Source organism: Paenibacillus sp. P36 (assembly GCF_045866505.1).
Taxonomy (GTDB): Bacteria; Bacillota; Bacilli; order Paenibacillales; family NBRC-103111; genus Paenibacillus_E; species Paenibacillus_E chondroitinus.
The window spans coordinates 2,933,575-2,960,093 of the sequence record NZ_AP038372.1 but is presented as its reverse complement, the minus strand read 5'-3'; the positions used below and the strand labels follow the sequence as shown (position 1 = coordinate 2,960,093).

Annotated in this window: 16 protein-coding genes; 2 read left to right on the top strand and 14 right to left on the bottom strand. The window is 47.1% G+C overall.

Going from position 1 to position 26,519, the window contains the following annotated elements:
* Positions 1-103 precede the first annotated feature (103 nt).
* Entirely contained in the window at positions 104-1,615 is a 1,512-nt protein-coding gene (locus ACKTT9_RS13100; protein ID WP_407871928.1) for a sulfatase, read from the top strand.
* Positions 1,616-1,972: 357 nt separating this feature from the next.
* Here the strand turns inward: ACKTT9_RS13100 and ACKTT9_RS13095 are convergent, their stop codons facing one another.
* Positions 1,973-3,652 carry a DUF4091 domain-containing protein gene (locus ACKTT9_RS13095; protein ID WP_407871927.1) on the bottom strand — a complete coding sequence of 560 codons (1,680 nt, stop codon included), beginning with the start codon at positions 3,650-3,652 and terminating at the stop codon, positions 1,973-1,975.
* A gap of 134 nt (positions 3,653-3,786) precedes the next feature.
* Between ACKTT9_RS13095 and ACKTT9_RS13090 the strand changes: the two genes are divergently transcribed.
* Entirely contained in the window at positions 3,787-4,641 is an 855-nt protein-coding gene (locus ACKTT9_RS13090) for an AraC family transcriptional regulator (RefSeq protein WP_407871926.1), read from the top strand.
* Between the two features lie 702 nt (positions 4,642-5,343).
* Here the strand turns inward: ACKTT9_RS13090 and ACKTT9_RS13085 are convergent.
* The 13 genes from ACKTT9_RS13085 to ACKTT9_RS13025 all read right to left on the bottom strand — a co-directional run bounded on the left by ACKTT9_RS13085 (position 5,344) and on the right by ACKTT9_RS13025 (position 26,432).
* Complete coding sequence (locus tag ACKTT9_RS13085; RefSeq protein ID WP_407871925.1) at positions 5,344-6,216, bottom strand: sugar phosphate isomerase/epimerase family protein; 873 nt, start codon at positions 6,214-6,216, stop codon at positions 5,344-5,346.
* Positions 6,217-6,220: 4 nt separating this feature from the next.
* A complete protein-coding gene (locus tag ACKTT9_RS13080) occupies positions 6,221-7,495 on the bottom strand; it encodes an alpha-L-fucosidase (protein WP_407871924.1) in 1,275 nt (424 codons plus the stop codon).
* A gap of 109 nt (positions 7,496-7,604) precedes the next feature.
* On the bottom strand, positions 7,605-9,299 hold the full coding sequence (locus tag ACKTT9_RS13075; RefSeq protein WP_407871923.1) for an ABC transporter substrate-binding protein: 1,695 nt from the start codon (positions 9,297-9,299) through the stop codon (positions 7,605-7,607).
* Between the two features lie 36 nt (positions 9,300-9,335).
* Entirely contained in the window at positions 9,336-10,235 is a 900-nt protein-coding gene (locus tag ACKTT9_RS13070; protein ID WP_407871922.1) for a carbohydrate ABC transporter permease, read from the bottom strand.
* A gap of 37 nt (positions 10,236-10,272) precedes the next feature.
* Positions 10,273-11,199: an ABC transporter permease gene (locus ACKTT9_RS13065; RefSeq protein WP_407871921.1), complete on the bottom strand. Its 927-nt coding sequence runs from the start codon at positions 11,197-11,199 to the stop codon at positions 10,273-10,275.
* A gap of 189 nt (positions 11,200-11,388) precedes the next feature.
* Complete coding sequence (locus tag ACKTT9_RS13060; RefSeq protein WP_407871920.1) at positions 11,389-13,611, bottom strand: helix-turn-helix domain-containing protein; 2,223 nt, start codon at positions 13,609-13,611, stop codon at positions 11,389-11,391.
* Between the two features lie 206 nt (positions 13,612-13,817).
* On the bottom strand, positions 13,818-15,383 hold the full coding sequence (locus tag ACKTT9_RS13055) for a response regulator (protein WP_407871919.1): 1,566 nt from the start codon (positions 15,381-15,383) through the stop codon (positions 13,818-13,820).
* Positions 15,377-17,128, bottom strand: a complete 1,752-nt coding sequence (locus ACKTT9_RS13050; protein WP_407871918.1) for a sensor histidine kinase — start codon at positions 17,126-17,128, stop codon at positions 15,377-15,379. Before ACKTT9_RS13050 ends, ACKTT9_RS13055 begins: the two co-directional genes overlap by 7 nt.
* Positions 17,129-17,273: 145 nt before the next feature.
* Positions 17,274-18,647, bottom strand: a complete 1,374-nt coding sequence (locus ACKTT9_RS13045; RefSeq protein WP_407871917.1) for an ABC transporter substrate-binding protein — start codon at positions 18,645-18,647, stop codon at positions 17,274-17,276.
* 122 nt (positions 18,648-18,769) lie between these two features.
* Positions 18,770-19,561, bottom strand: a complete 792-nt coding sequence (locus ACKTT9_RS13040; RefSeq protein WP_407873030.1) for a carbohydrate ABC transporter permease — start codon at positions 19,559-19,561, stop codon at positions 18,770-18,772.
* A 67-nt stretch (positions 19,562-19,628) separates the two neighbouring features.
* Complete coding sequence (locus tag ACKTT9_RS13035; RefSeq protein ID WP_407873029.1) at positions 19,629-20,573, bottom strand: carbohydrate ABC transporter permease; 945 nt, start codon at positions 20,571-20,573, stop codon at positions 19,629-19,631.
* 1,000 nt (positions 20,574-21,573) lie between these two features.
* Positions 21,574-22,596, bottom strand: coding sequence for an S-layer homology domain-containing protein (locus ACKTT9_RS13030; protein WP_407871916.1), 1,023 nt, complete (start codon positions 22,594-22,596; stop codon positions 21,574-21,576).
* Between the two features lie 20 nt (positions 22,597-22,616).
* A complete protein-coding gene (locus ACKTT9_RS13025; RefSeq protein WP_407871915.1) occupies positions 22,617-26,432 on the bottom strand; it encodes a polysaccharide lyase family 8 super-sandwich domain-containing protein in 3,816 nt (1,271 codons plus the stop codon).
* Positions 26,433-26,519: the final 87 nt, after the last annotated feature.

Sequence of the window (26,519 nt, the reverse complement as noted above, 5' to 3'; positions counted from 1 at the left end):
ACATAATGACAAGTGCAAAACATATTGATATTTAGTTATATCCCCATCAATCTTATACTTAAATCAATCACTCTTATCTACATATTAGAAAGGAGAAGACACTTTGAAAAGACCTAATATACTTTTGATCACAAGTGATCAACAACATTGGGACACCCTGGGTGCCTTTAATTCTGAAATTTCCACTCCCAATCTGGATCGTTTGGTGCAGGAGGGCACAACGTTTACGCGTGCCTACTGCCCGAATCCAACTTGTACGCCTACCCGTGCTTCCATCATCACCGGTATGCACCCCAGCCAGCATGGGGCTTGGTCACTCGGCACCAAGCTTTTCGAGAACCGCCATACGGTCGGCGAAGATTTCCAAGAAGCCTCTTACCGTACCGCTTTAGTCGGCAAGGCACATTACCAGCCCCTGCGAGCAACTGAAGCCTATTCTTCTCTTGAGTCTGTCCCGCTTCTGCAGGATCTTGAATTCTGGCGAACATTCGACCAAGATTTCTATGGCTTTGATCATGTAGAGCTAGCACGCAATCATACGAATGAATTCCTAGTCGGTCAACATTATGCGCTTTGGATGGAGGAAAAAGGATGCACGAACTGGAGAGATTATTTCCTCGCTCCAACAGGTACGATGGATCCCTCCCAACTGCATCACTGGGATATCCCGGAGGAGTACCATTACAACACTTGGATCGCTGAAAGAACGAACGCGCTACTGGAGCAATACAAAAATTCAGAAGAGAACTTCTTTTTGTGGTCTAGTTTTTTTGACCCTCATCCGGATTATCTCGTTCCGGCCCCTTGGGATACAATGTATGATCCGAATCAGTTGACGATCCCTGCCGTTACACCTGGGGAGCATGATCAGAATCCGCCGCATTTCGGATTAACGCAAGAGACAGAGCCTGATTTTTCCCATTTGCGTGAAAGTGGATTTGGTATCCACGGGTATCATTCGCATACGAAGCTGCCTGAAAGTGAGCGCAAGCAATTAGTTGCAACCTACTACGGCATGATTAGCTGTATGGATAAATACATTGGGCGCATCCTGGACCGGTTGGATGAACTCGGCCTTGCCGATAACACCATCGTGGTGTTTACCACCGATCATGGACATTTCTTCGGGCAGCACGGCCTGCAGTATAAAGGCGGCTTTCATTACGAGGATCTTATCAAGCTTCCGTTTATCGTTCGATATCCCGGACATGTGCCTGCGGGTCGAACATCGCCGGCCATCCAATCGCTCGTCGACTTGGCGCCTACCTTCCTATCCATGGCAGGAATTTCTGTTCCTCACCATATGACGGGAGTTGATCAAAGCCGGGTATGGACCGGCAAAGCCAGCATGGCTCGCGACCACGCCATCTGCGAATTCCGGCATGAGCCAACAACCATTCATCAGAAAACGTATGTTGGCGAGCGATACAAAATTACCGTGTATTATAATCAAACCTACGGTGAGATTTTTGATCTGCAAGAAGATCCGGGTGAAATTCGGAACCTGTGGAACGATCCTAAGTACGCTGCGCTTAAATCCGAGCTGCTGCTGCGATACATTTGGGCCGAGCTGGGCAAGGAATCGATGCCGATGCCGCGCATCTGGGGCGCTTAACGAGTTGGGCGACTGTGTGGAACTTTTTTAAGGGAACCACAGGACGCTATATTGGTGAAAATAGAAGGTTCGTGAGCAGTGGGGGAACTACAGGGTCTTAATTCGGCTAAAAGAGCGCCATTTCTCCTAAAAATGGCAAAATAGCGGACCACAGTTCCCCCCGCCGGCTCACACGCCGTTTTTCGCTGAAATAACGCCCTGTAGTTCCCCTATGAGGGGGACAACGTCGTTAAACATGTAAAAAAACAGCTGCCAAACCGCTTAAATCAAGCGGAGGCAGCCTTTTTACTTCATTTTTGTGCCACATTCTTCTCAAGTTGTTCGTACCGAGCCGTGACCCCAATTCGTGGACAGCACCTACTGTTCTACCTTCACGCCACTCGCTGCAGCTTGCCCGATCGCAGCATTGATGCGCTCCCGGCAAGCGAGCAGCCACGCCTCGTCCCTTGGATAGGACGCAAACGTAATAGGCTCGGCGGCGCCTTCCTCCATCAACGCAATCGTCTGTTCCCGGCCGATGAGAGAGCCGAGCAGTTCCAAAGCTCGCATGTCTTGCAGCGCTTCGCGGAACACTTCCAACCGCAAGGAGACGAGAGGTGTTCCTTCTTGTCCCGGGTACACGACAAACGGGTCGCCGGCAGGGAACGCATAATGCGCATCCGTATTCCGATACGGGTCGATCGGGAATTTGGCATATTGCGAGAACCAGAAGTTATAGCCCCAGTGCAAGAAACCTGCGATGTTAAATTTATAGAGTTGCAAGCCTAAGATGCGGTTGCGCGCAGATGGCATACAGAGAAAGCGGTTAGAGACGGCTTCATATTGGGAGCAGCAATAATAGGTCCATAAGGGCTCAACTCCACGCTCCAAAAATGGTTCGATATGGTTGTTCGCCGCAACCGGCGTCTGAACAAGCCCCTGCTCATAGAACGATATGTCCGAAAGTGCATCCAGAGACGGGACGTCCCCCATAAACTGCCGCACCCAAAGACTGGCGCTGCTGTAGGACGCCAAATGCTCGAACGTAGGCTCATCCGAGATATGATAATAGGTGCGATTCAACAAGTCATTTTCCTTGAGGAAACCGACCAGTTCCGGTAAAAATTGTGCCAGAAAGCCCTGATATGCTTCGCCTGCCGCATCCGTCTCCCAGCCGAAAATGCGCTGCGTACTGCCATCAACGGTGCCCATAATTTTCGGAGCATGCTTAGCCCCCCACTGCGTGAACAGGTGCGAGAGTTCAAACACCTTCACTCCGTTACGGTTCCCCATCTCGACCCAGCGCTTCAGCCGTTCGAAACCGAACGTGTAGGATTCGCCGTTCTTCCAGACATCCACCAGTTGAACCGTCGGACGTTCCCCACCGACCTCCGTATCGAGCGGAGGTGTAAAAATCGGCGTCAGCAGCATATTGCAGCCATACGCTACTGCCGTCTGCACATACGATTCAACGATTTCCCAATATCGCTCGCTGAACACCTCTAAGCCGTAATAGACGACCAGGCTGTCTGTGTGAAACCATTCTGTATGGAGCAGCTTTTGTTCCGGCAGTGCGGCAGGCAGCACGGTGAGCGTAAACGTTTCGCTGGATAGCGTCTCCCCTGCCGTGTCGACGAAGACGATGCTTACCGCGTGCGAGCCCGGCTGCACGTCATAGCCTACCTCCATGGTGACCCAAATCGAGCGCCACTGTTTGGGAATTGCCTTAAGCATACCCGAATCCGGCACAGGAACGAGCAAATCCGGGTATAACCCCGGCGTATCGCGCAGCACATCTCCGTCATGGTTCGGGTTGTTGGGAAATTCAGCCGGCACCAACTGTACACTGCTCAGACGGATGCCTTCTTGCAAAGTTGACGTTACCGCCAAAGAGAAAGGCAGGTGAACTTGGCTCCGATAGGCAACTTGAAAGGAGTAAATTTCGCCTTGCAAGGCAGAGGCGGCGTGGTATGCTGCGGATTGAAGCTCTTCGTCTGCAAAAACTTTTACCAAAGAGGAAAGACAGCGTGTCTCGAATTGCGGTTGTAACGTTGGCATGATAGGTCTCCTTCACTTATACTATAAATAGCACTTCATGACTCCTGTAACTTTTGACTAGTGGGTTGGCCACATGGAATTTTCATCATACAGCTTCAGTTTACCTTGCTATCTGACAGAAAGGAATGACACCCATGACACGCTTCTTGGACTATATGATCAGTCCGCAGCCAATTCGCATCGTGGATCTCAAAATCGAATCGTCCAAGCTCAGCATCCCCTCTCTCACAATAAAGGGAATGGGACACTTGCCGGGGCGAACGCTGCAGCGCAGCCAGGCCGCCTTCGATAGTTGGGCATTTCTGTATATCGCCGGTGGCAGCGGCTTTTACCGCTTGAATCAGGGACCTTTACAGCAAGTCGAGAAAGGGTGCCTATTCTTTGTCTTTCCCGGAAGTGTAGTCGATTTCGGCCCGGAGGAGGGCGGACATTGGGACGAATATTATGTGCGTTTTGAAGGCAGCCGCATTCAGGAATGGCTTGACAGTTGGCTCGTACAGATCGACATCGTGAAGCACGTCGGGTTTGAAGAAGCTTGGATTGCGCAGCTCGAAGCCATGTTCCTGCTTCTTGAGAGCGGATCTCCTACGCAGATCGATCAAGCCGCTCTTCAGCTTGAGGCGCTGCTGTTCAATTGGATGGCTAGATCCAAACTCCCGCAGGGCCATGCGGCCACTTCCAAGGCAGTGGATGTGCTGCAGGATATCGCCACGAGCTTGTATACCCCGCTTAACGCGGAGCAGTTAGCCCATCGACATCATATGGCCGTGTCCACGCTGCGCCGATTAGTCAGCCAACATACTGGTTACCCCTTGCACGATTACATTCACCGCTTGAAAATGGAGGAGACGAAACGGCTCCTGCTCAGCACCGACCTGCCAATTAAGGAAATCGCCGACGCCCTCGGCTATCCCGACGAAAGCTACTTCTCCCGATTGTTTAAAAAATATGGCGGCCTCGCGCCCAAGCATTACCGCAAGCGGAGTTAATACGAAGAGATGCCAGCCGAAGGGAATAGCGGAGACTGATACGTTGGTTTTCAGCACTATAGTGGAAGTATTCGCGGAGTTTGTGAGATTGGCGGGGTGTCAGTCTTGATGTGTTAGCATCTTGACGGGGCTGACGATGCTGACCGAGTTGGTCTGGGTCGCGTAACAAGCTGTCCAGCTGTGCGGAATACTATTTAAGGGAACCACTGGACGCTATTTTGGTAAAAATAGGAGGTTCGTGAGTTGTAGGGGAACTACAGGATCTTATTTCATCTAAAAGAGCGCCATTTCTTCTAAAAATGGCAAAATAGTGGACCCCAGTTCCCTTCACCGACTCATATGCCGTTTTTCCGTGAAATAGCGACCTGTAGTTCCCATATGAGGGGAGCAGCACCGGTTAGTTCCAGCTGAGATGTTGGTTCTCAACGGTAACCTAGGCGGAATGCGCTATATGTAGAAGTTAGCGTCGATGAACATGCATAATGGTTTGGGAGGGTCGACGTTCGGACGGCGGGGGGTTCAAGATTCCGTGGTTACGGCGTTACGGGTTAAGGGTTTCGGGTTTCGGGCTACGGGTTACGGGTTTCGGGTTCCACGGTTCCGGGGTTCCACGGTTCCGGCGCTCGGGCTCCAGGTTCGCAGCTAAAAAAACAGCTGCCAAACCGCTTGTAGCAAGCAGGTTGGCAGCCGTTTAACTTCAAATTAATTCTCATTCCACAATCGTCTCAAGTTGTTCATGCCGAGCCGGGACCCCAATTCGCAATCCTCCATGCCTTCGAATTCCACTGTTACATAGCCGTCGTAACCTGAGCTTTTGATCAGCTTGATGACCTCCCGGATCTCGATATCTCCTTGGCCGACGATCGCGCCTCTTAAATAATTCCCGTTCGACGTCCGGAACCAATTGCCTTCTCCCGGGTTCTGGAAGTAAGGTCTGAAGTAAAAATCCTTAAAGTGTATTAAGGAAGCATATGGCAAATTCTTGCGCACGCCGACCAACGGCGCTTCATCTACACACATAAAATTGCCTACATCCAATGTTGTTTTGAAATTGGGGCGGTTGACTTCGAGCAGCACACGCTGTACGCGATCGCTGGCTTGCACGGAAAAGCCGTGATTTTCAATCGTCGTCGTAATGCCATATTCAGCGGCATAGTCAGCGATGATTTGGCTACCGCGAACAATAAGCGGTAAGCTGTCTTCAAAGTATTTTATTGTCATTTTCTCAGGAGGTAAAGTGAAAGCGGTAACATCATGGCGCATATGCTGAATGCCCAAACGATGCACAAGATCAACATGCTGCTTGACGCGATCCATTTCCGCTTCGAATTCCGCCTCCGATTCCTGCACGAAATTAGCTGGAATGGAGTAGTTGGATAGGTCGATGCCGACCTCTTTTGCCTTATTTCTAAGCTGATCCGCGAGTTCCAGATTATCAACCAGCGTGTACCCGTAAGGAACAAGCTCCAAATGTTCGCCGCCATTATCTTTCACCCAATCAACCGCATCCAAAATAGTCATTTTCCCTGATTTCAACGCTTGCAGCAAACTATACGAACTTAATCCGATTTTCATCTGCTTACCTCCCGTTTTCATTTCCATTGCCCACATGATGAAAACTTAGTCCTAGAAGATTGGCTTCTTGATCACTTTCCGTGATCTCAACCAGAATCCCACGGACTTTGATGGCGGGGACGCGAACGATAGCTTTGTGGCCGATATGTTGTCCCTCATAAATCGTGACAGGTCGTCTCGACTTTTGCGTGATGATACTAATCTTAAAACTTCTTACATGTTCGCCTTCTGTCAAATCCTCTTCCAAAACAACAAGATCAAGCATTTGTGCTTGTTCCGTCTCGTAAACCCACGTATGGTGGTCCCTTCTATCGCATTGCGCCAGCGTTGCAAATGGACTCCCTACATGTCTGCGAATTTCCGCACCGAAATCAAGCAGCCTTTCCACGTCCTTCTCAGGAAGCAAACCGTTTCGATCCGGCCCGATATTGAGAAGCAAGTTTGCGCCTCTGCCAACCGAATGCAAATAAATGCCCATGAGTTCTTCCACACTTTTCAGGGTATGTTCATCGCTGTCGCTATAAAACCAATTCCCCCGCATCTGAACATCGCATTCCGCAGGCAGCCACAAACGATCGCCTAACTGCTCCTTTTTCTCCGTCAAAATGGAAAACTCTGTTGCATCTACGACATTCCAGCAGGGCACCGGGGCAATACCGTCCTCGTTGCCTACCCAGCGAAAATCGGGATCCCCCATATTAAAAATTAAAATCTGTGGCTGCAAACGCCGAATTTCACCAATGATGCGATTCCAATCGTACGAATGCCCTTCAGAGCCGCAACCGTCAAACCACAGGATGTCAATGTCACCATACGTACTAAGCAGTTCGGTGATTTGATTGACGAAATAATCATCATAAGCTTTCGCATCCTGGGTGTAAAAATCGGCAGAGCCATCAAACGGCGAATAGTACAGCCCCGGTTTCACATCATATTTGCGGCATGCCTCAACAAATTCGCGAATGACATCCCCTTTCCCTTCCTTCCACGGAGAAGCGGCCACACTAAATTGGCTAAACCGGGAAGGCCAGTTGGAAAATCCATCATGATGCTTCGCAGTTAGAACAGCGTAATTCATTCCCGCCTCTTTAGCCGTTCGAATCCACTGCTCGCAATCGAGTTGAGCGGGGTTAAATGCAGCCGGATCCATCCGCCTTTCATCGAAATCAACGTAACCTTCATAAAACGTGCGCAGCCCAAAATGAAGAAACAAGCCAAATTCCCAGTTCTGATAAGCTAATTGTCTGGCTGTGGGGGTTAACTTCTGAACAAGATTCATCTCATCCGACCTTTCTCATTCCCTTGGTATAATCGCTCATAATCTTCTACATTAAAGCTGTACAACTGTTCTGTTTTTTTCCAGATGAGGGTGTAAGCTCTCTCGGATGTTACTTTTTAGCAACAGCTTTCTGATAAATTTCAATATATTTACCAAGCTGCAAGCCATCAAAGCCTTTTACATAACTATCCCATTCCTTATCGATGTCTTTGCTGCCCGTAATAAACTGCGCCATGTTCGACTTGATGTAATCACGAATCGTTGTTTTCAACTGTGCCGCAACTTCGGCATCTTCCAATGCGATGAACACGCTGGGTGGATACATCACTTTCGATTGGAAAGGCTCATATTTCGCTGATTCACGTTTCAAACGCACTTCATACGCTCCTTCTGCAAGTGGATCTTGCAGTGCAGCCCATGAATCGCGATATTGGAACGTACGGAGCGACGGCCCAATTTGTTCCCACCCATCATTATGCGTAGGTTTGTTGTCGACCTTAGGAATAACCGCATATTTCGCCGGCTTGCCGTTCATATCCAGCTCGCCGTCCTTCTCCTTGCGCCATCCAACGTTTTCAGTACCGCGCTCTTCCAAAACAATCGCTTCTTCGGTGTACAAATAGTCGGCCAAGCGAATCGCAGCAATTTGCTGCTCTTTGGTCGCTTTATTGGTAATCGCCATTTGCGAACTGCCTATACCTGCAAAATAGCCGGCCTGCTGCACACCGTTAGGTCCTTTGAGCGGAGGCACGGTAACATAATCCTTGTGGCGCGGGTGCTTCTCGTCCGGCGAGTGCGCGTAACTGATCAGCGCCGTCGTTATACCGCCCATCACATTTGCGTCTTGTCGGTTACCCAACTGCTGAATCGCATCGGAGTTTTGTGTAAAGGATGCTGGATCAATCAAGCCTTCCTTGTACAACTTGTTCAGGTACAACAAACCTTGCTTCCATTCTGGCTTATTGGCAGTTAAATCCACCTTGCCATCCTTTAACTGCAGGAAAGTGCCGCTGTCTTTATCGATCTGATCGTCAATAATGAAGGCGTTCATCAGGAAAGACGCGATGTTGCCTGCCCACATGTCATCCGAACCGGTCAGCGGGATTTCATCTTTTTTCCCATTGCCGTTCGGATCTTTTTCCTTAAATGCTTTCAATACTTCATAAAATTCATCTGTTGTCGTCGGCATTTTCAGTCCGAGCTTATCCAGCCAGGCATGGTTAATCCATAGCTTTTGAGCATAGTTGCAGTGATAACACTCGTTCACTTGCGGAAGGGCATAAATGTTGCCGTCCGGCGATGTGATGGAGCTTTTCAAGTAGGGCAGGTCAGCCATTGCTTTCTTGAAGTTAGGCGCATAGGTATCAATCAAATCGTTCAGCGGAATAAATACGCCTTGTTTGCCGTACTTCATCTGCTCATCTTTCGTTAAAGCCCCTTGCAAAATCACTTCAGGATAATCACCGCTTGCAAGCATGAGCTGTTTGCGGTCGTTCAACGCTTTGTCAGGCACGAGGTCCCATTTAATTTGAATGTTCGTCTTGTCCTGCAGATATTTGGTAAAAGAGTTCGTCTCCATGTTTTCGATGCTGGCCAGCTGTGGGGCGAACATTTTAATCGTCATGGGCTTCTTCACGATCGGATATTGCCCAACAGGGGTGAAATCTTCGCTTGCGGTTGGCGCGCTGCCCGTAGAGGCGTCACCAGCTGGTGTGCCGGACTCTGTGCTGCAGGCACTCAAGACAAGAGAGAAACAAAGTGCAACTCCCACCAAACCTGTGTATGATTGATGCCATTTTTTCATCGTAACAACTCCTCCCAATTTAACAATCCTATTCCTTCAACCTTTTAATGAACCAATCATGACGCCTTTAACAAAATGCTTCTGCACAAACGGATAAATAATGAGAACCGGTGCGCTTGCCACAACGATAAGCGAGTACTTAAGCAGGTCCTTCAGCCCTTGCTGGGCCAGCATCTGATCAACTTTGGACACCATGGTCGGATCTATCGTATTGAGAATAAGAATGTTGCGCAGAACGATCTGCAGCGGGAACAAATTCGGTGATTTCAGGAAAATCAAGGCATCGAAGTAGGCGTTCCAATGGCCAACCGCATACATCAATGTCAGCACAGCCAGAATCGGCTTGGAAAGTGGAAGTACGATACTCGTAATGAATCGGATATCGCTGCATCCGTCCAACTCCGCTGCTTCTGCAATTTCATCAGGAATCGATGTTTGAAAAAAGGTTCGAGCGATAATGACTTGGAACACCGCCATGGCGCCAGGCAAAATCATCGCCCACCGAGTATCGAGCAGATGCAGATTTTTGACTACGAGATAGAATGGGATTAGTCCTCCCTCGAACATCATCGTAATCACCAGCAGCACCATGATGACATTGCGGCCATAGAACGTTTTTCTGGCGATGGGATAGGCCAGCATGACGGTTAATGCGACGTTGACGACCGTACCAACCACGGCATAAATAAACGAATTCATGTAGCCGGTTACGATTTGCGGATTACGGAACACCGCTTTGTAGCCCTCCAGCGTAACGTCCACAGGAAGCAGCCAAACTTTGCCGGAGACAACGGCCTGCGGTGAGCTAAACGATGAACTAACGATGAAAATGAGCGGAAACAAGACGACAATTAACACCGCGATCAGAAAGATATAAATGCAGAGCAGAAACAATCGGTCGCCTTGCGATTCGCGAATGCTTGACGTTTTGATCATAGAAGATCCTCCTTACTACGGACTAAGGGGCCGGTGGTTACCACAAGCTTGAACTGGACAACTTTTTGGCAATGTAATTGACCCCTACGAGAAGAATCAAATTAACAACCGAGTTGAAGAAACCAATCGCCGCCGAGAAGCTGAAGCTGGAACTGAGCAGCCCTACTTTGTACACATAGGTTGAAATGACTTCCGATGTGCTCACGTTGAGCGGATTTTGCATCAAATATATTTTTTCGAAGCCAAGCTTCATGATGTTGCCTAGATTGAGGATTAGCAGGATGACGGAAACCGGAATCAGACTCGGAATGTCGATGTTTATGATTTTCTGTATCCGGGAGGCGCCATCTACTTTGGCCGATTCATAAAGCTCAGGGTTCACACTTGACAAAGCCGCAATGTAAATGATGGCGCCATAACCCGTATGCTGCCAAACATCCGACCAAACGTAGATCGATTTGAACAAACTCGGAATTCCCATGAGATTGGTATTTTCCACACCGAGCGTATGCAGGAACTTGCTGATAATACCGACGTTTGGCGATAAGGTGACAATGAGGATCGAAACCATGATAACCGTCGATATAAAGTAAGGCGCGTAGGTAATCATTTGCACGCTGCTTTTGAAGAAACCGTTACGAATCTCATTCAAAGCGAGCGCCAATAGGATCGGAGCTGGAAAGCCCACAAGCAAACCGTACATACTGATGCCCAGCGTGTTTTTCAAATATAGCCAGAAATTCGGCGATTCAAAAAACTGTTCGAAGTATTTCAGACCCACCCACGGGCTGCCCCAAATACCTTTGATGACGTTGTAGTCTTTGAAAGCAATGACGACGCCAGCCATAGGAATGTACTTGAAAATGACCAAATACAGCAGCGGTAAAAAGACAACCAGATATAACTGCCAGTGCCGCTTCATCTTTTTCATGGACATTCCTAATTCCTTCTGCATGCTTAACATAGGCTCCTTCTCCTTTCGTCTGGATGGAATGCGCTTTCACACCTTCATCGTAAAGGCGATTGCAGCCAGCTGCAAGAAACAAGAATCGTGCCCTTAACCGTTTTCGCATCGTCTGAAAAAACGCGCAGCCCCGGAGGTTCTCCGGAGCTGCTGCAGCCAAGCAAACTATTTTCTACCGTTTAACGAAATTCACCCGGTCTCTTTGCGCACCGCATCCTCGCGGTATTCGCTAGGCGAACAGCCTATCACTTTCTTAAACACACGGCTGAAAGAGATTGCGCTTGTATAACCGATCTGCTCCGCAACTTCTTGCATCGGAGCATTCGATTGCGCAAGCAATCGCTGTGCTGCCTGGATGCGGATATCGATCAGGAAGTCGACGAACTTCTGTCCCGTCTCTTCTTTAAACAGCTTGCTCACATATTTGCTGCTAATGTTGAAGGTTGAACTGAGGTAATCCAGTGACATATTCGGATTGGCATATTCTTCTTCGATGAACTTCCGCATGTCGCGAATCGTTGCTGCATGCAGGCGCCTGTCCTGCGCTTCCAGTAGACCAGCGTATAAGCTGTCCAATACGTTCAGGGATTCTTCCCGCATTTGTTCAAGAGAATGGCAGACATCCATAACTTTACTAAGCCTCGGCAGGCCGTCCCCCATCCACATTTCTTGAGACTCTTTCGTCATCCCCGCCATTTCCCGGCCCAAATAATAAATTAAATAGTTCATCAGATTCGTAATTTCATCTTTGGTTAATAGCCCAAGCTTCATTTCGCCGAAAAGCTCGTCATATTTCGTCTTCCACTCATCTTCAAGAAGTCTGAACGACTGAATCATAGATCGAATGGCATTGAGATGTGAAAATACTTCGGCCTGCCCGTGATTGGCGATATGTTCGCTGGTAATCAACCTGTTTTCACCAAGCGCAATTTTATATTTAAGCGCTCTTAGCGCTTCTTTATACGAGTTTGCAACGCTCGCAAGCTGTACGACCTGCTCACCGATCCCCACCGTTACCGTAAACTTCAAGTTCTCTTGAGCCCACTCACGCACATGATCAAAAAGCTGAAGGATCGAGGAAACGCCAGCTTCCTCCTCGTTCCCCATAAACACCATAACGCTAAGCTGAGAAGCGGACGTCCACTCGGCCCAAAGCACGAGCTCATATTTCGGAGCAAGCTCCTGAATAACGCTGCGCAGCGCAAATTTGAGAAGGTTTTGATCCTTGCGTGAGTACTGACAGCAGAAATCGCTGTATTTATCCATTTCTATCACCAGCACCACTTGGCGGTTGGAAACGTAGGGAAGCTGCAGGCTGCTTATTTCTTCCACCCATTCCTCATGCGTTAAACCCGTGTCGCCTTCAATGAGCTGATGAAACAAGTATCTCGCCCGGAGATGCCTGTCTTCTTCATGTTTTTGTTGATATTGATTGGACTGTTCAATGATATTGGATAAAGCAGATTCGATGAACGAGAATTCATCTCCCCCTTCCTTGGACAATGGGAGACGGTAACCGCGAATACGCGCCACGATTTGTTCCAACGGTTTCGAATTGCGCCTGGTCACATAGAGCAACCACACAAATCCAACCACAATCATCGCAATTCCGATAATAAACCAAACGTTATAGAGGGAGGAAATCACATGAAACACCTTGCCGTTCACAAGCCCGCTTTGATAGGACCATCCCGTATAACTGGACACATAATTCGAGAAAATCCTTGTTTGTTCCTTTGAGCGGGAATCACGAAACAACTCGTTGCCCACGGCGTCGCGAAGGCCGATATAACTTGTTTTGGGATCATACAAGTCCGCAATGCTGGTCCGCAACGAATCCGTCGCCACATTGACGACGATCATTCCCTTCTCGCCTGTGATGAATGGTGCTCCCCGTACCAGACTGACTACAGGCTTGCTGCCTTTGACAGAAAACTGCTCGAAGTCTCTTACGCCTGACCATTTTTTGCTGCCTAGCGGGTCCTTGGCGCTCTGAATAAACGGCTCATCCTTATAGTTGCTTAGCTGATCGCTTGTCGCATTACTGAGCACAAAATTGTCTTCAAACCGCACCAAATAGATCGAATCAATCATAGGGTACGAAGCGATCATCTCGCGCATTTTTTTTACCGCGCTAATATTGGTGAACACATTACTTTTGGATTCATTATTGAAAAAATCGGCCAATTCTTTATTATTAATTGTTTCCATCATCACCATGTTGTCAATCGCCTTCAGCGATGTGTCGATTAAGCGCATCGCCTGCAAGGACAACATTTTATTGGCATTCAGCGCCTCTTTGCGGCTTTGTTCACTCAGCACCTGAAAAAACACGAAAAACGTAAACGTGACCACGATAATAAAAATCGGCATATAAGATAACAGCAGCCGATTAAATAGCGTTTTCCTCATGTTCAGCCTCCATTGTTCAAACGGAATGTCGACGGTGAGCAAAGCGGAGTTCAGTTCGTTTGGATGCCTCTGCCTTTTTTGCGTCTATCTACCAGTGTACACGCTTACAACTGGAATCGTCCACTCTGGCAAACTATTTCCCTTGAAATAGTGCCTCAGCGTTCCCTTATCAGTCCTAAAAAGTTTCGAGTCCCGCCAATCGGGCCTTATTTATAATGCTTAGGGCTAACCCCTACATACTTTTTAAATATTCTTGAAAAATACGTCCGTTCCATATAGCCTAACTTTAGCGCTATCATTTCAATGTTGTATTGCTTTTCTTTTAACAAGCCGCAGGCAATTTTCATTTTGAATTGATGGTAGTAGTCAACGAAATTCACGCCGGTCTCCTGCTTGAAATACCGCGAAAAATAGCTTGGATTCAGAAACAAATAATCGGCGATATCCACCATCGAAATATTCTCTGCCAAATGATCCGTTATATACCGGTCGATTTGCTGAAGCTTCGGCTTTTTATCTATCGCCATATGTGTCGAGGCCGCATGCAGCTCTTCCAATTTGCAGCTGATTAATTCAAGGCTTTCTTTTAACCGCTTGCACCTCAATAAGCAGCTATGGAACGTTTCTTCGCTTTTATGCTTAGCATCCAATTCAATCAGCCGAATGCGATGCGAGCACGTTGCAAGGAACATCCCCGACTCCATTCGCTCTTCACGAACGAAGGTTTCCAAAGCGCACAGGGATTGGGTAATCCCATTCGTAGTGGCGTCTTTGACCGCCTCCGTAATCCGATCCCATTGTTCTTCCAACGAATGATTGACATTCCACAAGGGGACTTCCAGCAACTTGATCGCTCCAAACGTATCATCCTCATAAAACGAGGACTTCTGCCACATCTTCATCGTCTTGTAATTCGCGCTTACCCCTTCCACGCCTTTAAAAGGAGTTCCGTAATGAAGGAACACATCCATCTTCAAATACTGTTTAATCAGTTCGCGTAAAGACAATAAATAATCCTTAAACAAGGTAGTCGTATTCAAGCTCAAGTTCGGCTGATAATTATAAATACATATCAATTGACCGTCCGCATCGGAGAATAAAGTAACCTGCTGCTGCGATTGCAGCGACAACTCATTCGCTATGTTCCCGGCTGCGTACAGCAGCAAATTCATATCTTCAAATCTATACTGCTTATAGACCGAAGCTCTATGAAAGGAGCCAATCGCCATAAGAAAGTGTGAATGCCCCCAGTTAATGCCTAACCGTTTCCCATAACTGAGCATCTCCGGGGCAGAGGACGTTGTAAGAAGCTGCTGAAAGTACGTCTGCTTGAGCAAATCTTTATTTTTGATCAAATCCTGCTTATACACGATGTCTTCTACTTGATTTTTGGCCTCAGTCAACAGCTGGATCGCTTTGCGCAAGCTTTCATCGAGCTGCTCAGAGGTTAATTCATCTTTTATTAAATAATCGACAGCATCTAGTTGCACGGCTTTTCTGGCATAATGAAATTCTTCATGACAGGTCAAAAATACCACCTGAAGCTCGGGCTTCAGCGCTTTCAGCTGAGCGACCAGCTCCAAGCCATCCATTTGCGGCATCCCAATATCCGTAATCACCAAATCGAGCTGTGTTTCATGGAAAATCTGCATGGCACTTTCTCCCGAGTTTGCCGTCGCAGCAAGCCGCAGCCCCAACGATTCCCAAGAAATCAGCTTCGTTAAATATTTGATCATCGGCACATCATCATCTACCAACATGACATTCAACATGCAGATCCCCCTGTAGGTAATTTCTCTTTAAATCCGAGTGTAACAGTCAAGCCGCCGAGTTCGCTTTGTGAGCATATCATGGATGAGGCGCTGCCATAGGTCATCTTCAGACGTTGAAAAACATTCCACAACCCTACTCGCTTATCCGCTTGCCAGGCTTCTGTATCCTGCGAGCTTTGCAGCTCGGCGTTGAGCAGATCTATTTTCTCCGCACTCACTCCTAATCCGTTGTCGGAGATAGAAATCTCCACGCGATGTTCGTTTTGCTTAGCTCGTATGACAATCCGTGGTTGATCAACGGCTTTCTTAAAACCATGCACAAAGGCATTTTCCACAATAGGTTGAAGCAGGAGTTTCGGGAAACCTAAATTTGCAAGCAGCGGAGGAAGCTCAATATCCAACTGAACCACCAGATCACTGCGCATTTGCATAATGTCCACATAATGAAACAGCAATTTACACTCATTACCTAGACTAGATGGTTCATTGAACTTCATATAAGCCCTTAACAAGCTCATTAATGAATTAATTTTTTGACTATGGACCATCTCGTTATCCAGTGCCAAATTGCACTTAATTGAGTTTAGCGTATTCATCAGGAAATGAGGACGGATCTGCGAATAAAGCGCTTGAAGCTCTAATTCACGTTTCTGCTCTTGCTCCTGTTCATTTTCCACAATCAGCTGGTTGATTTGTTCCAGCATAATATTCAAGGTTCGGCCCAAGTCCGAAATTTCATCTTTGCCATCTTGTTCAAACCGAATCCGGCGATTGCCATTGCCGAATTGCTTAACCCCCGCTTGAAGCTGCCGGATGGGCCGATGAAGCCGCTTCGCTACGTACATGGAGACAACAAAGAAGATCAGAAAAAAAGGGATGATCAGCAGCAGCGTAATGAAAAATGTCTTCGTAATTTGACCGGTCACTTGCGCGTCCGGCGTCTCACTGATGAGCTTCCAGCCTGAGTATTGAATCAGACTTTCATTTCTAATGTTATTTTTCGCGGTAGCGTCCATGTCATAAGAGACAATCGGATCACCCGCAATCAATTTGCCTTCGGCATCAAACAAGGCCAGTTTCGAAGCGCTTAGTTGAGTGAACGCTTTCATAAAATAACGCTCCGGTATGGAGATAAACAAAGTACCTAACTGCTGCGTATCGCTTGGAGATTTGATGACCCTTGCAAGCAAATAGGCCTTGTTGGTTAATGCGTTTGTCCCCTGTGTTGGCACAGTCCCTAGCCATTGTAGAATATTCGGCTTTGACTGATCCACTCGCGACTTGACGATTTCGTATTGCTGCCTCGTCATTTCCGGGTCCGCTCCCTGGATCTCACTGGACTGTACGATAAATCCAGCTTGATTGGACACGTACATCAGAATATCCGGATTCATCGTTTTGACATCCACCAGGCTGAAAAAATCTTTGATTTGCAAATAAGTTTCAAAATCATGGAAACTCTCTATGCGCTTCATTGCCATAAAATTGCGCAGCTGTTTTTTCACATTTTCATCCTGTACAAAAAAGTTGGAGGCATAGGTCATATCATCAATTGTTTTGGATATATCCTTGGCAATGACGGTAAGCACCGTTTGATTGCTGAGAAAGATTTTCTCCTTCACATTGTTATGCGTAATCGAATAATTGAGAAACGAGGCAACGACAGTCGGCAGCAAAATAAAACAGAGAAATGAGATTTGAATGCGTCGATAAAAGGAAAATCGAAATAGTGAGTTTATTCTCATAGGAGCTCCTTCTGCCTTCTGGATGCTAAGCATTTAACTAACATTCAACTACCCCTATCATAGCATAACGACTGTTACCCTATGAACGAAAACATAGAGGACGTTATTACGCCCTCTACCCGTGTGTCCATGAGGACCCAATTGCCTATTTCGCATTTTGTTTGGCGATTTTATCCGATTCATCCATCATCCACTTTTGCGCTTCTTCGGCTGTCGTATTATCCAGCATGAATTTGCTAAAGCCTTTTTCCAATACAGCCTTCAACTGGTTACCGTATGAAACGGAGATCGCAGGATCGAAATTCGTTTTTATCCGCTTATCAAAAATGGTTGTTTGCAGCGACGTTACGTCGATAATATCCGCCGCTTTGCCATACAGCCGATCTACGATCGCTTTGGGATCAGCCTTTTTGTACCCGGACAATTCGAGTCTTGCCTCTTGCTCTGTCGTCATATATCGAATGAAATCGTAAGCTTCTTGCTTATGCTTAGAATTGGAGGCAACCGAGACGTAAGATCCTCCGATGTTGGTAATGCCTTGTTCTCCACTTTTGGATGCGCGAGGCAGCGGGGCAATAACCGATTTGAATGTGTGCGGATACTTCTCTTTGTTCATGACATTGTCTAGCATGAATGGCGCCGTTGCCAGCATAGCCGCTTTGCCGTTCAAATATTCCGTGATATAACTTAACTTCGCTCCAACAACATCAGCTAAAGGTTTGACGGATTTATCATCTTTCTCCATGGCACGACGCAGATTGAAGAAATAAGCGAACGACGGATCATTGAACCCAGGCTTGAGATCGCTTGTCAGATAAGGGCTCTTAAGATCGGAATAAGCAATTAGATTCGTATACTCACCCCACGTGTGGAAATAAGCACCGTATCGTTTATCGTTGCCTTCGCCTTTCGAAAGTTTTTTGGCATAATCTCGAAAGTCATCCCAGGTCCAATCGAACGATGGCAGAGACAGATTGGCTTCCTTCAAGGCATCCTCATTAATCAACACAAAGTAGGGACTTGATGTCAGCATCGTTGCGTAATATTTCCCATTCACTTTTGGATTAATGTAGTAATCTTCTTCCGGTTTTACATTCCCTTTGGCATAAAATTCATCCAGGGGAGCAAGGACGCCTGCAGCCGCTCTCGCCAACGTCTCATCAATGTTCCCGTACTCAAGAACGTCCACTTCTTCTCCGGATGACATCAATACATCCATTTTCTTCATGCTTTCTACGGAATTCCCGGGAACTAAAGAAATATTCTGCACCTTAATATTCGGATATTTGGCTTGAAATGCATCAATCATCTTTTGTCGGGCAACTTGATTCGTTTCATTATCCCACGTGTAAAATTTAAGATTTACCGGCTTCGCATCCACTTGTGTTGCCGCAGGTGCTGCGCTTGTTGTAACCGCTGTTGATCCTGTATTTCCTTGATTTGAACCCGAGCTGCACGCACTTAAAATTGACATCGTCAATAAGGCGCTGCTGAGCAATATGGCCTGCTTTTTTTTCATATGACGTCCCCCCAATAGTTCAGTTTTTTGGTGATATCCAGAATTTTACACGGATTATTTCCCCAAGATGGTATAATATTTTGCGCTCTTTGTGTCATATCTTTACTTCCTATCGGCCGTAATCAACCTTTTACCCCACCAAGCGCGATGCCTTTAATCACTTGCTTTTGCAGGATGATAAAGATCATTAATAGAGGTAAAATAGCAGCCACAGAGGCCATCATCAGGACGGCGTAATTGTCGGCAAATTCATTTTTGAAAAGCTGCAAACCCAGCGGAATCGGATACAATTGCTTCGAGATAAGGAAAATCAGCGGATTCTGATAATCGTTCCAAACCCAGATAAATTTAATAATGGCTACCGTTGCCAGGATCGGTTTCGACAACGGCAGGATGATTTGCACGTACATTCTAACATATCCCGCTCCATCTATTTTCGCCGCTTCCAAATATTCACTGTGAATGGAAACCATGAACTGCCGCAGCAGGAAGGTAAAATAGATCGTCGAGAACATCCCCATGAGCATTAATCCCGCATGCGTGTTGTACAAGTGAAGCCACTTGAGCAGCAGATAACGAGGCACAAGCGTAGATTCGGAAGGGATGATCATCAAAGAAAGTAAAATCCCAAAAGCCATGTTACGTCCACGAAATTGCAGCTTGGTAAAAGCAAATGCTGCCATGGAAGAGAAAAGCAGCGTTGCAAAGGTGATCGTAAGCGCTAACTTCAGCGAATTATAATAAAACAAAGTGAACGGGACGCTGCTCAGCCAAACTTCCTGAAAGTTGCTGATTAAGTTCCACTTGGTTGGAATCCACTGAATGGGGAATACCATCACATCCTTCTCATACTTCGCAGCCGCCGAGAGCATCCAAAGCAAAGGCAGAAGGAACAGGAACGAAAATAATCCCATCAACAGCGTAGTGATCCATTTGGGTATATCTATCTTTTTCAATAACAAGCTAGCTCTCTCCTTTCTGCTATTCGTAAGCGGAATGCTTTTGCAGCCGATAAGTAAGCAAAGTTACGACGCCAATAATGAGGAACAACACCCATGAAATCGCTGAAGCGTACCCCATCCTGAAATTCTGGAAGCCTTCCTCATAAATGCGATAGACAAGCACGGTAGATGAATCGTTCGGCCCCCCTCCCGTGAGGAATGCTATCAAATCAAACACCTTAAAGGATGACATCAGTGTTGTTATTGTTAAGAACGAAGTTGTCGGAGCCAGCAAGGGAAGTGTAATCCGAAAAAATTGTTGGAAGGAAGAGGCGCCATCCATATTAGCTGCTTCATAAAGCTCATCCGGGATATTCGTCAAACCAGCAATAAAAATAATAATTTGATAACCTAACGCTGCCCAAATCGCGATAATCATAATCGAAGTTAACGAGTAATGCGTATCCGCTAACCATTTCGGCGGGTTGGTGACCCCTAGGCGAAGCAAAAACTGATTAATTGGACCTAAGGAGGGATGGTACAAAGCGCTCCATATCGCGCCAAGAGCTGTTATCGAAGAAATGTACGGGATGAAAAAAGCAATTTTAAAGTAGCTTTGCCCAAACACTCTGGCATGTATAAGGACCGATAAAATCAAGGCTAGAACAAGTCCGATCGGCACTGTAATAACCGTATACGTTAAGTTATTTTTCAAAGCCATATAAAACTTATCGTCTTCGAATAGCAGTTTAAAATTATCCAATCCAATGACTTTAATACTTGAAAGTCCGCCAACCAAATTCCACTGGCAAAAGCTTAAAAAGAGTGAGAACAAGACCGGAAACACGCCTAGAATCAGTATGCATACATACACAGGAGATAGAAATAACCATCCCGCAAACGCTTCTTTTCTCGGTTGGTTCCAGAAAGCTCTTTTTGGCCTTGACGCAGACGAAGGTAAAGCAACCCTTTCTGAGTTATTGATCAACACACGGTTCACCTCTCTACTTAGGTATCATTGTATAGATCTACTATAAGGCCTTTTCAATTTCACTTATGAATCTGATATTTTACTGATTTGTGTAATATTTTTACTTTTTGCTCCAGTAAATGAAAAAGCTGAGCACCGCCAATTGTGCTGATGCAGCATGGATTGCACAGGAAAAAATCGAATGGAGGAATGTAGGATCTCCTTGGACCTATTTCAGTGCCCAGTAGTTCCTCGTTGAGGAGAAAGGAATCATTGGAGGAGTTAATTTCCGTCCGTAGTTTAGCTTGCTAAGAGCCCAGTAGGAGCGAATTTTAGCGGAGGGAGCATACCTCATAGGAGAGGTAAGCTGGCTAGCCACCTAGAGGAACTACAGGGAGCTATTCTAACAAATTAAGCCCGTTTCCGCGTTCACGCGGAACTGCTGGGCCTTATTTGACCGCCTAACCCCGATTTCTTCAAAAAAACCGACAAATAGAGGACGTCAGTTCCCCTCCACGTGAAGAGGAGGCTATTTCGATGAAATAGCGCCCTGTAGTTCTCCTCAGAGAGGAACCGCTGGAGCAATAACAGCGACTGTGACAGCTATGTTGTATTTTGCGCAACCATTTGGCCGTAAAGGGGCCTCACTTCGCCTCTATATTGCACTCTATACAACGATTGTTGCATTTAAACCGCTTACAATTCACCTTTTGCAACAAATGGTTGTATGATATGCAACGAAAGACCGCAATCGCGGTCTGACAACACCATTACGTTGTATGTAATGCAACTTAGCCCTTCAACTTTGCTGCACAGCCATCTTTACAACGAAAAATATTTGTTTGAGTAGATTCGATTCCCTACTTAGATTTTACAAAATAAGTTAAATAAAGGTTGAGTCAAGGTAGGGCGACGCAAAAGTAAAAATCTTTACTTTATTATCTATAAATGAAAAAGATTGCCAACTACCTGACCTCAACGGTCGGGTAGAAAGCAATCTCTTCAATTCAATAAACTATTTTACGTTTACTCCAGCTAGTAACCTTTTCAGCACAACCACGGATTCGGCCCTTGTGGCATGTTCCTGTGGGGCAAACTCTTGCTCGGTTCGGCCATTCATTAAGCCAGCGTCCACAGCAAGTTCGACAACGTGTTTGGCCCAATCACTGACTAAACTTTCATCCAAGAACTGGATCGAGGCGCCTGCCGTCATCTCTTCGACTTTCGTCCCCGTCACCTGAGCCTTGGCTCTCATGAGCATGGCTGTCATTTCTTCGCGCGTAATGTTCTTCTCCGGGGCAAATGTATCGTCAGCAACACCGTTGATCAGTCCTGCCGCATAAGCTTTCTTCACGGTGTCCTCATACCAGGAGCCTGCCGCGACATCCGTAAAAGGATTAACTCCAGCGCCATCCTTCAGGTTCAATGCTTTGGCAAGTAAGGTAGCAAACTGTGCTCGTGTGACGTTCGTATCCGGTGCGAAATGATCGTCATCCATGCCTTCCACGATCTGTTTATCGACCATTAACATAATATCCGGCTTGGCCCAGTGACCGTTAAGATCGCTGAAGATTTTAGTGAAATCGGCGGATTTCGTAAGCGCAATTGATTGATTTTTCAAATTGTGATCCACAATTTTCATGGAGGTCCATGTCACTTGAGAGGTTCCTACCTTCTTGGCTTTGAAGGTGATGGTACCGATGTCTATATTCCCCTTCTCGCCATCCACTTTCCCCACTTTGGTGTGCGCAAATGTCACTTCGTTATTTTTCACAATAGGCGACACGGAGAAGCCTTCTATTTTGGTATCCGCCTTGACCACTTCAAGCTTACTGGCATCAAACGAGAATTTGGCTTCATAGGCATATAAATCCTGCAGATTTTCCCCCTGCAGCGTAACGGTGAATTCGCCTGTAGACTCGGCATCCGAGGTCTTCATCACGAATTGGGAAGCTTCCTCCGCATAGGCCGGAGCGAGTAGTGCCAAGGAACAACCAAGATTGCAGACTAAAGTAGCAAGTACGATTTTACGTCTCATTATACGTCATCCTCTTCTAGTTACTGGATTATTTTTGCGGCTACAAAGGCAAGGTCGTCAATATCGATATGACCATCGCCAATCACATCCGCTTTCTTAGCCTCTTCCCAATCCGGACTGTTTGTATCTTTCCCGTAGTGGGCTGCTACGATGGCCAAATCGCCGATCGTCACTTTCCTATCGTTCGTAAGATCACCAGGAATGCCAGGGATTGGAGCCACTATCGCTACACGATAGCTGGAAGCCGCCGCTTCCGCTTCGCCCCCTGCTGAATCGCCTAAAACCGCCTTCGAAATCTCGACATTCCCCGTTTTATTTTCCGTAACTGCTTTGGCTCTGAACGTTAGCTCCACAACTTGCGCGTCCTCGCTAATAGCATGAGCTGCGCCTTTACTGACAATGAAGAGTCGAAGCTTACCTGCTGATTGCCTAATCGGCTCCAAAATGGAAACACCCTCAATCATTGAGGTGGCAGATACGAATTCCATCGCATTCGCATCGTAATTCAAGGTGACATCTTGCGCAAATGCAGGCTGTGCCAGGTTCTTTAGCCCAAATGTGACCTTAAATGTTTCTCCGCTCGCTACCGTACTGCCGCCTGTAAGCTCCGTGGATAATGCTGCTGGAGGCGTACTTAACGTAACCTCAAGAACAGGACGATAAGCGGCATTGGCATGCTCCCTGGAAGCGTAACTTACGTCAGCTTTCGCTCCCTGATTCGAGGTTGAGGCAATTAACAGGGACATTTTCTTGTCCGCTGCAAGCGCGCCATTCACTTGATCTGTTACATCAAATTGAGCCGGCGTATAGGCCGATGTCAGTGTCCAAGTCGCAAATGCCGCTCCTGCTGCAGGCTTATTATTCCAGTTAACGGCCGACTCACCCCAGCTGTTATCCGCCACAAGCTGCGCCTGATTCGTTGTGCCGGACATACTCACTCCAACCGGAACGAGCGTAACCTTAGCGCTCTCTATGACGCCTGAGATGGAAGCGAGATCAAATCGCAAGTACGATTGCCGGGCGTATCCTGCAGCATCCTGCTTGGTGATCAGAGTATCTGCCGTCCCATAGTTTGTACCGGCGTAAGAGCCGTCACGGACATACACATCGGCTTCAGGGAAGATCGTAACGATCGGAACCGGTGTGGCGGATAGCTCATTTGAAAGTCCGCTTTCACCGGATGCCTGATAGGCCGCCACGGCAAAATAGTAGGTTCGCCCCGTTTCCAAGCCAGTTACGGCAACTTGATTCGTGGAACTAACCGATGTGACATCGAGCGTTTTGGTGTAGTCACCTGGCGAAGTGCCATACTTCACTCGGTAACCAGCTGCTCCTTGTACCCCCGTCCAAGACAACACAACTTGCGAAGCGCCGCCTTCGGCACGGACCAAGACGGGCGTCTCGGTCGTAGAAGGCGCTTTCATACTAAACTTGGCTGCTAGTGTCTTGCCGAAAGCCCCGTTGGTTCGAACGCTCATTTTAATCGTCGGACTGACTTGGGTAACCGTAATCCCAGGATCGAGGGAAAGGACTCCTGTTGCGCTGCGGTTCAATTCCACTTGAATCGTTCCTGTGTTCGCTTTCGTCGGATCGGAAATCCCGATGTGAATTTCCCCATCCGCTTCCAGCATTGTAACTGATGCCTTCTTGTCGCTTGTGATCAGTGGTTCATTGTTGGCATAAACGGTTTTCGTTACATCGTTCCAGAAATTAGCCCCAACCGCATGCAAAGTTGTATCCATCACTGCATGGGCGTCGGCTGAATTCTCCAGAATTTGAATATCCGGATTAGCCGCATAATTTGCTGTTGCTGCTCTATCCTTACCTGGCAGCACGACATAAGCGTAAGTCGCATTTGCAGGTGCTTTGCCATGATTAAATGCCAGGCTAAGATAAGAATTCGTCACTTGATCCGTGTTTCCTCCTGTATTAATCTGTTTCCATGTACCAGATCTGGATTCACGCAGTCCAGTTATGGATGCTGTTCCTGGAAAATAATAACCGATATCGGAGCCTGGCACATTCCCGGCCAAATGCGCCCAACGCGCATTATTTATTGTTTCCGACCATCCAAGGCCGCTTGCTTTGGTCACGCCGTCTACCACTAGCGGATTATCTCCGCTTGCATTTAACTTGCGGTTCTCAACAATCGTTTCAACCGTACGTGCCGTATCTGTACTTACAATGCCGGAACCTACAGCGACGATTTGATCACCGAGCATGAACCATGACTTCTTCCCTTGCAAGGGACTTCCCGTATTTTGAGTAAGCGAGAACTGCATTCCCGCAGAACCGTAAAGTTGGTCGACTGATGATCCTCCCACCCATGTGTTCGGGTTCGCATAGTTTTTCCAGTCAACCGGTGTGCCGCTTCCAGAACCGTCTGTTGTCGTTCCAGGAAGACGATACATATTGACAGTAGCCCAGTAATTGTCGCTGTACTGTTTCAAATCATTGTTGTACAAGGTCGTCATGCCGACACCCGTATACCAGCCCTTGATATTTTCACCGTTGCCATATTCAAAGGCGGAAATACGAGGCGAGAACATGCTGATGCCCAGGCCGAAATGTTCACGAAGCTGGGCGACACGATCCATTCCCGGGAATTGAAATTGGCCTACCAGCTTGCCTTGAGGCGTTATCGCCCCATCACTCATCAGCTTTTTGCCAAGGATCATGTCAAACATACTTGCTCCTGTATAATAGTTTACGAACGTTGTATCCGTAGAGATCCATTCCTTAACCATCCGCTTGATTTTCAGTGCTTGTTCGGGCGGCGCTCCTTCTGCCAGACGAAGCATACTCAGGATAATGGAGCGTCCTGTCGTATGATCGTTACCGCTTTGTCTTGAGATTCCCCGTCCTTTCAGGTTATCCATGCTGGCTCCCATATAAATAAGCGGCTTGTAGGATTCATCGACCCATCTGTACACATTAGCCACATTCGGGTCCGTAATGCTCCAAGAAGATCCGCTTAATAAGTACATGAGATCCGCCATTCTTCCGAGCAGCACATCCCCATATCCGCCTGTATAGGCTACATACGTATGCTGAATAAACGATCCGTCATCATAAAAGCCGTCTCCGCTCTTCACATATAGAAATGCCGGACTCATAGAATCCCGGCCTTGGGTAATTTTGGCGCTCGATTTGCCAATTACGCCGCGAAGAGATACCACATAGGCTTTGTCTAGTAAGTTGGCGCCTGTTTCAACGACCGAGCTGGCGGTTCGTTTGCTGGGATTAGGCACAAATCGGTCAATAGCCCGCATGTAATTATCAATTTGAGCCTGCGTCAAATCCTCATACATAAGCACGAGCGTGCTATTAACGAGCTGAGGCGTGCCGATTTCCCAGTCCCACCAATTGTCGTATTCGCTTTTGGATTCCTTATAACGATTGGCATAAGCCCAATCCAAACCGCTGACGATATCATTTTTAAGATTTACATTATGATAGAGAGGTGAACCAATCGTCGAATAAGCAATGGCCATTTGATTTAAACGCGTATAGTGGGAGGAGACTTCACTTGATTTCGTCGTGCTTTGCAAATCAGCCCATAAGTAGCTTCTATTCGCCGCCTTATTCATCGTGTCCCAGTAGCCGGTCAAGTTCTCATTGCTTACGGCATCGCTCTTAAACTTGATGTTCACGGAAATATCCGGATCATTCGGATCATAACCGTTTCCACCCGTGAAATAGGTCAACATTTTAGTACGAAGCGCGTCGAATTCGTCTGTGGGGTTGGATGCTGCTGCGGCATATGGAGCAAATGGGATAACAAAGATGAGAACGAGCAGCGTAAGAATGAGGTGAAATTGGACTCTGTGTTTCATTCGTACCTCCTTAGGCGGATACCTTCCGTTAATTAAGCTGGACATCACCTTGGCGAAAAGCTAAAAAAGAGGGGAGCACTTGACTCC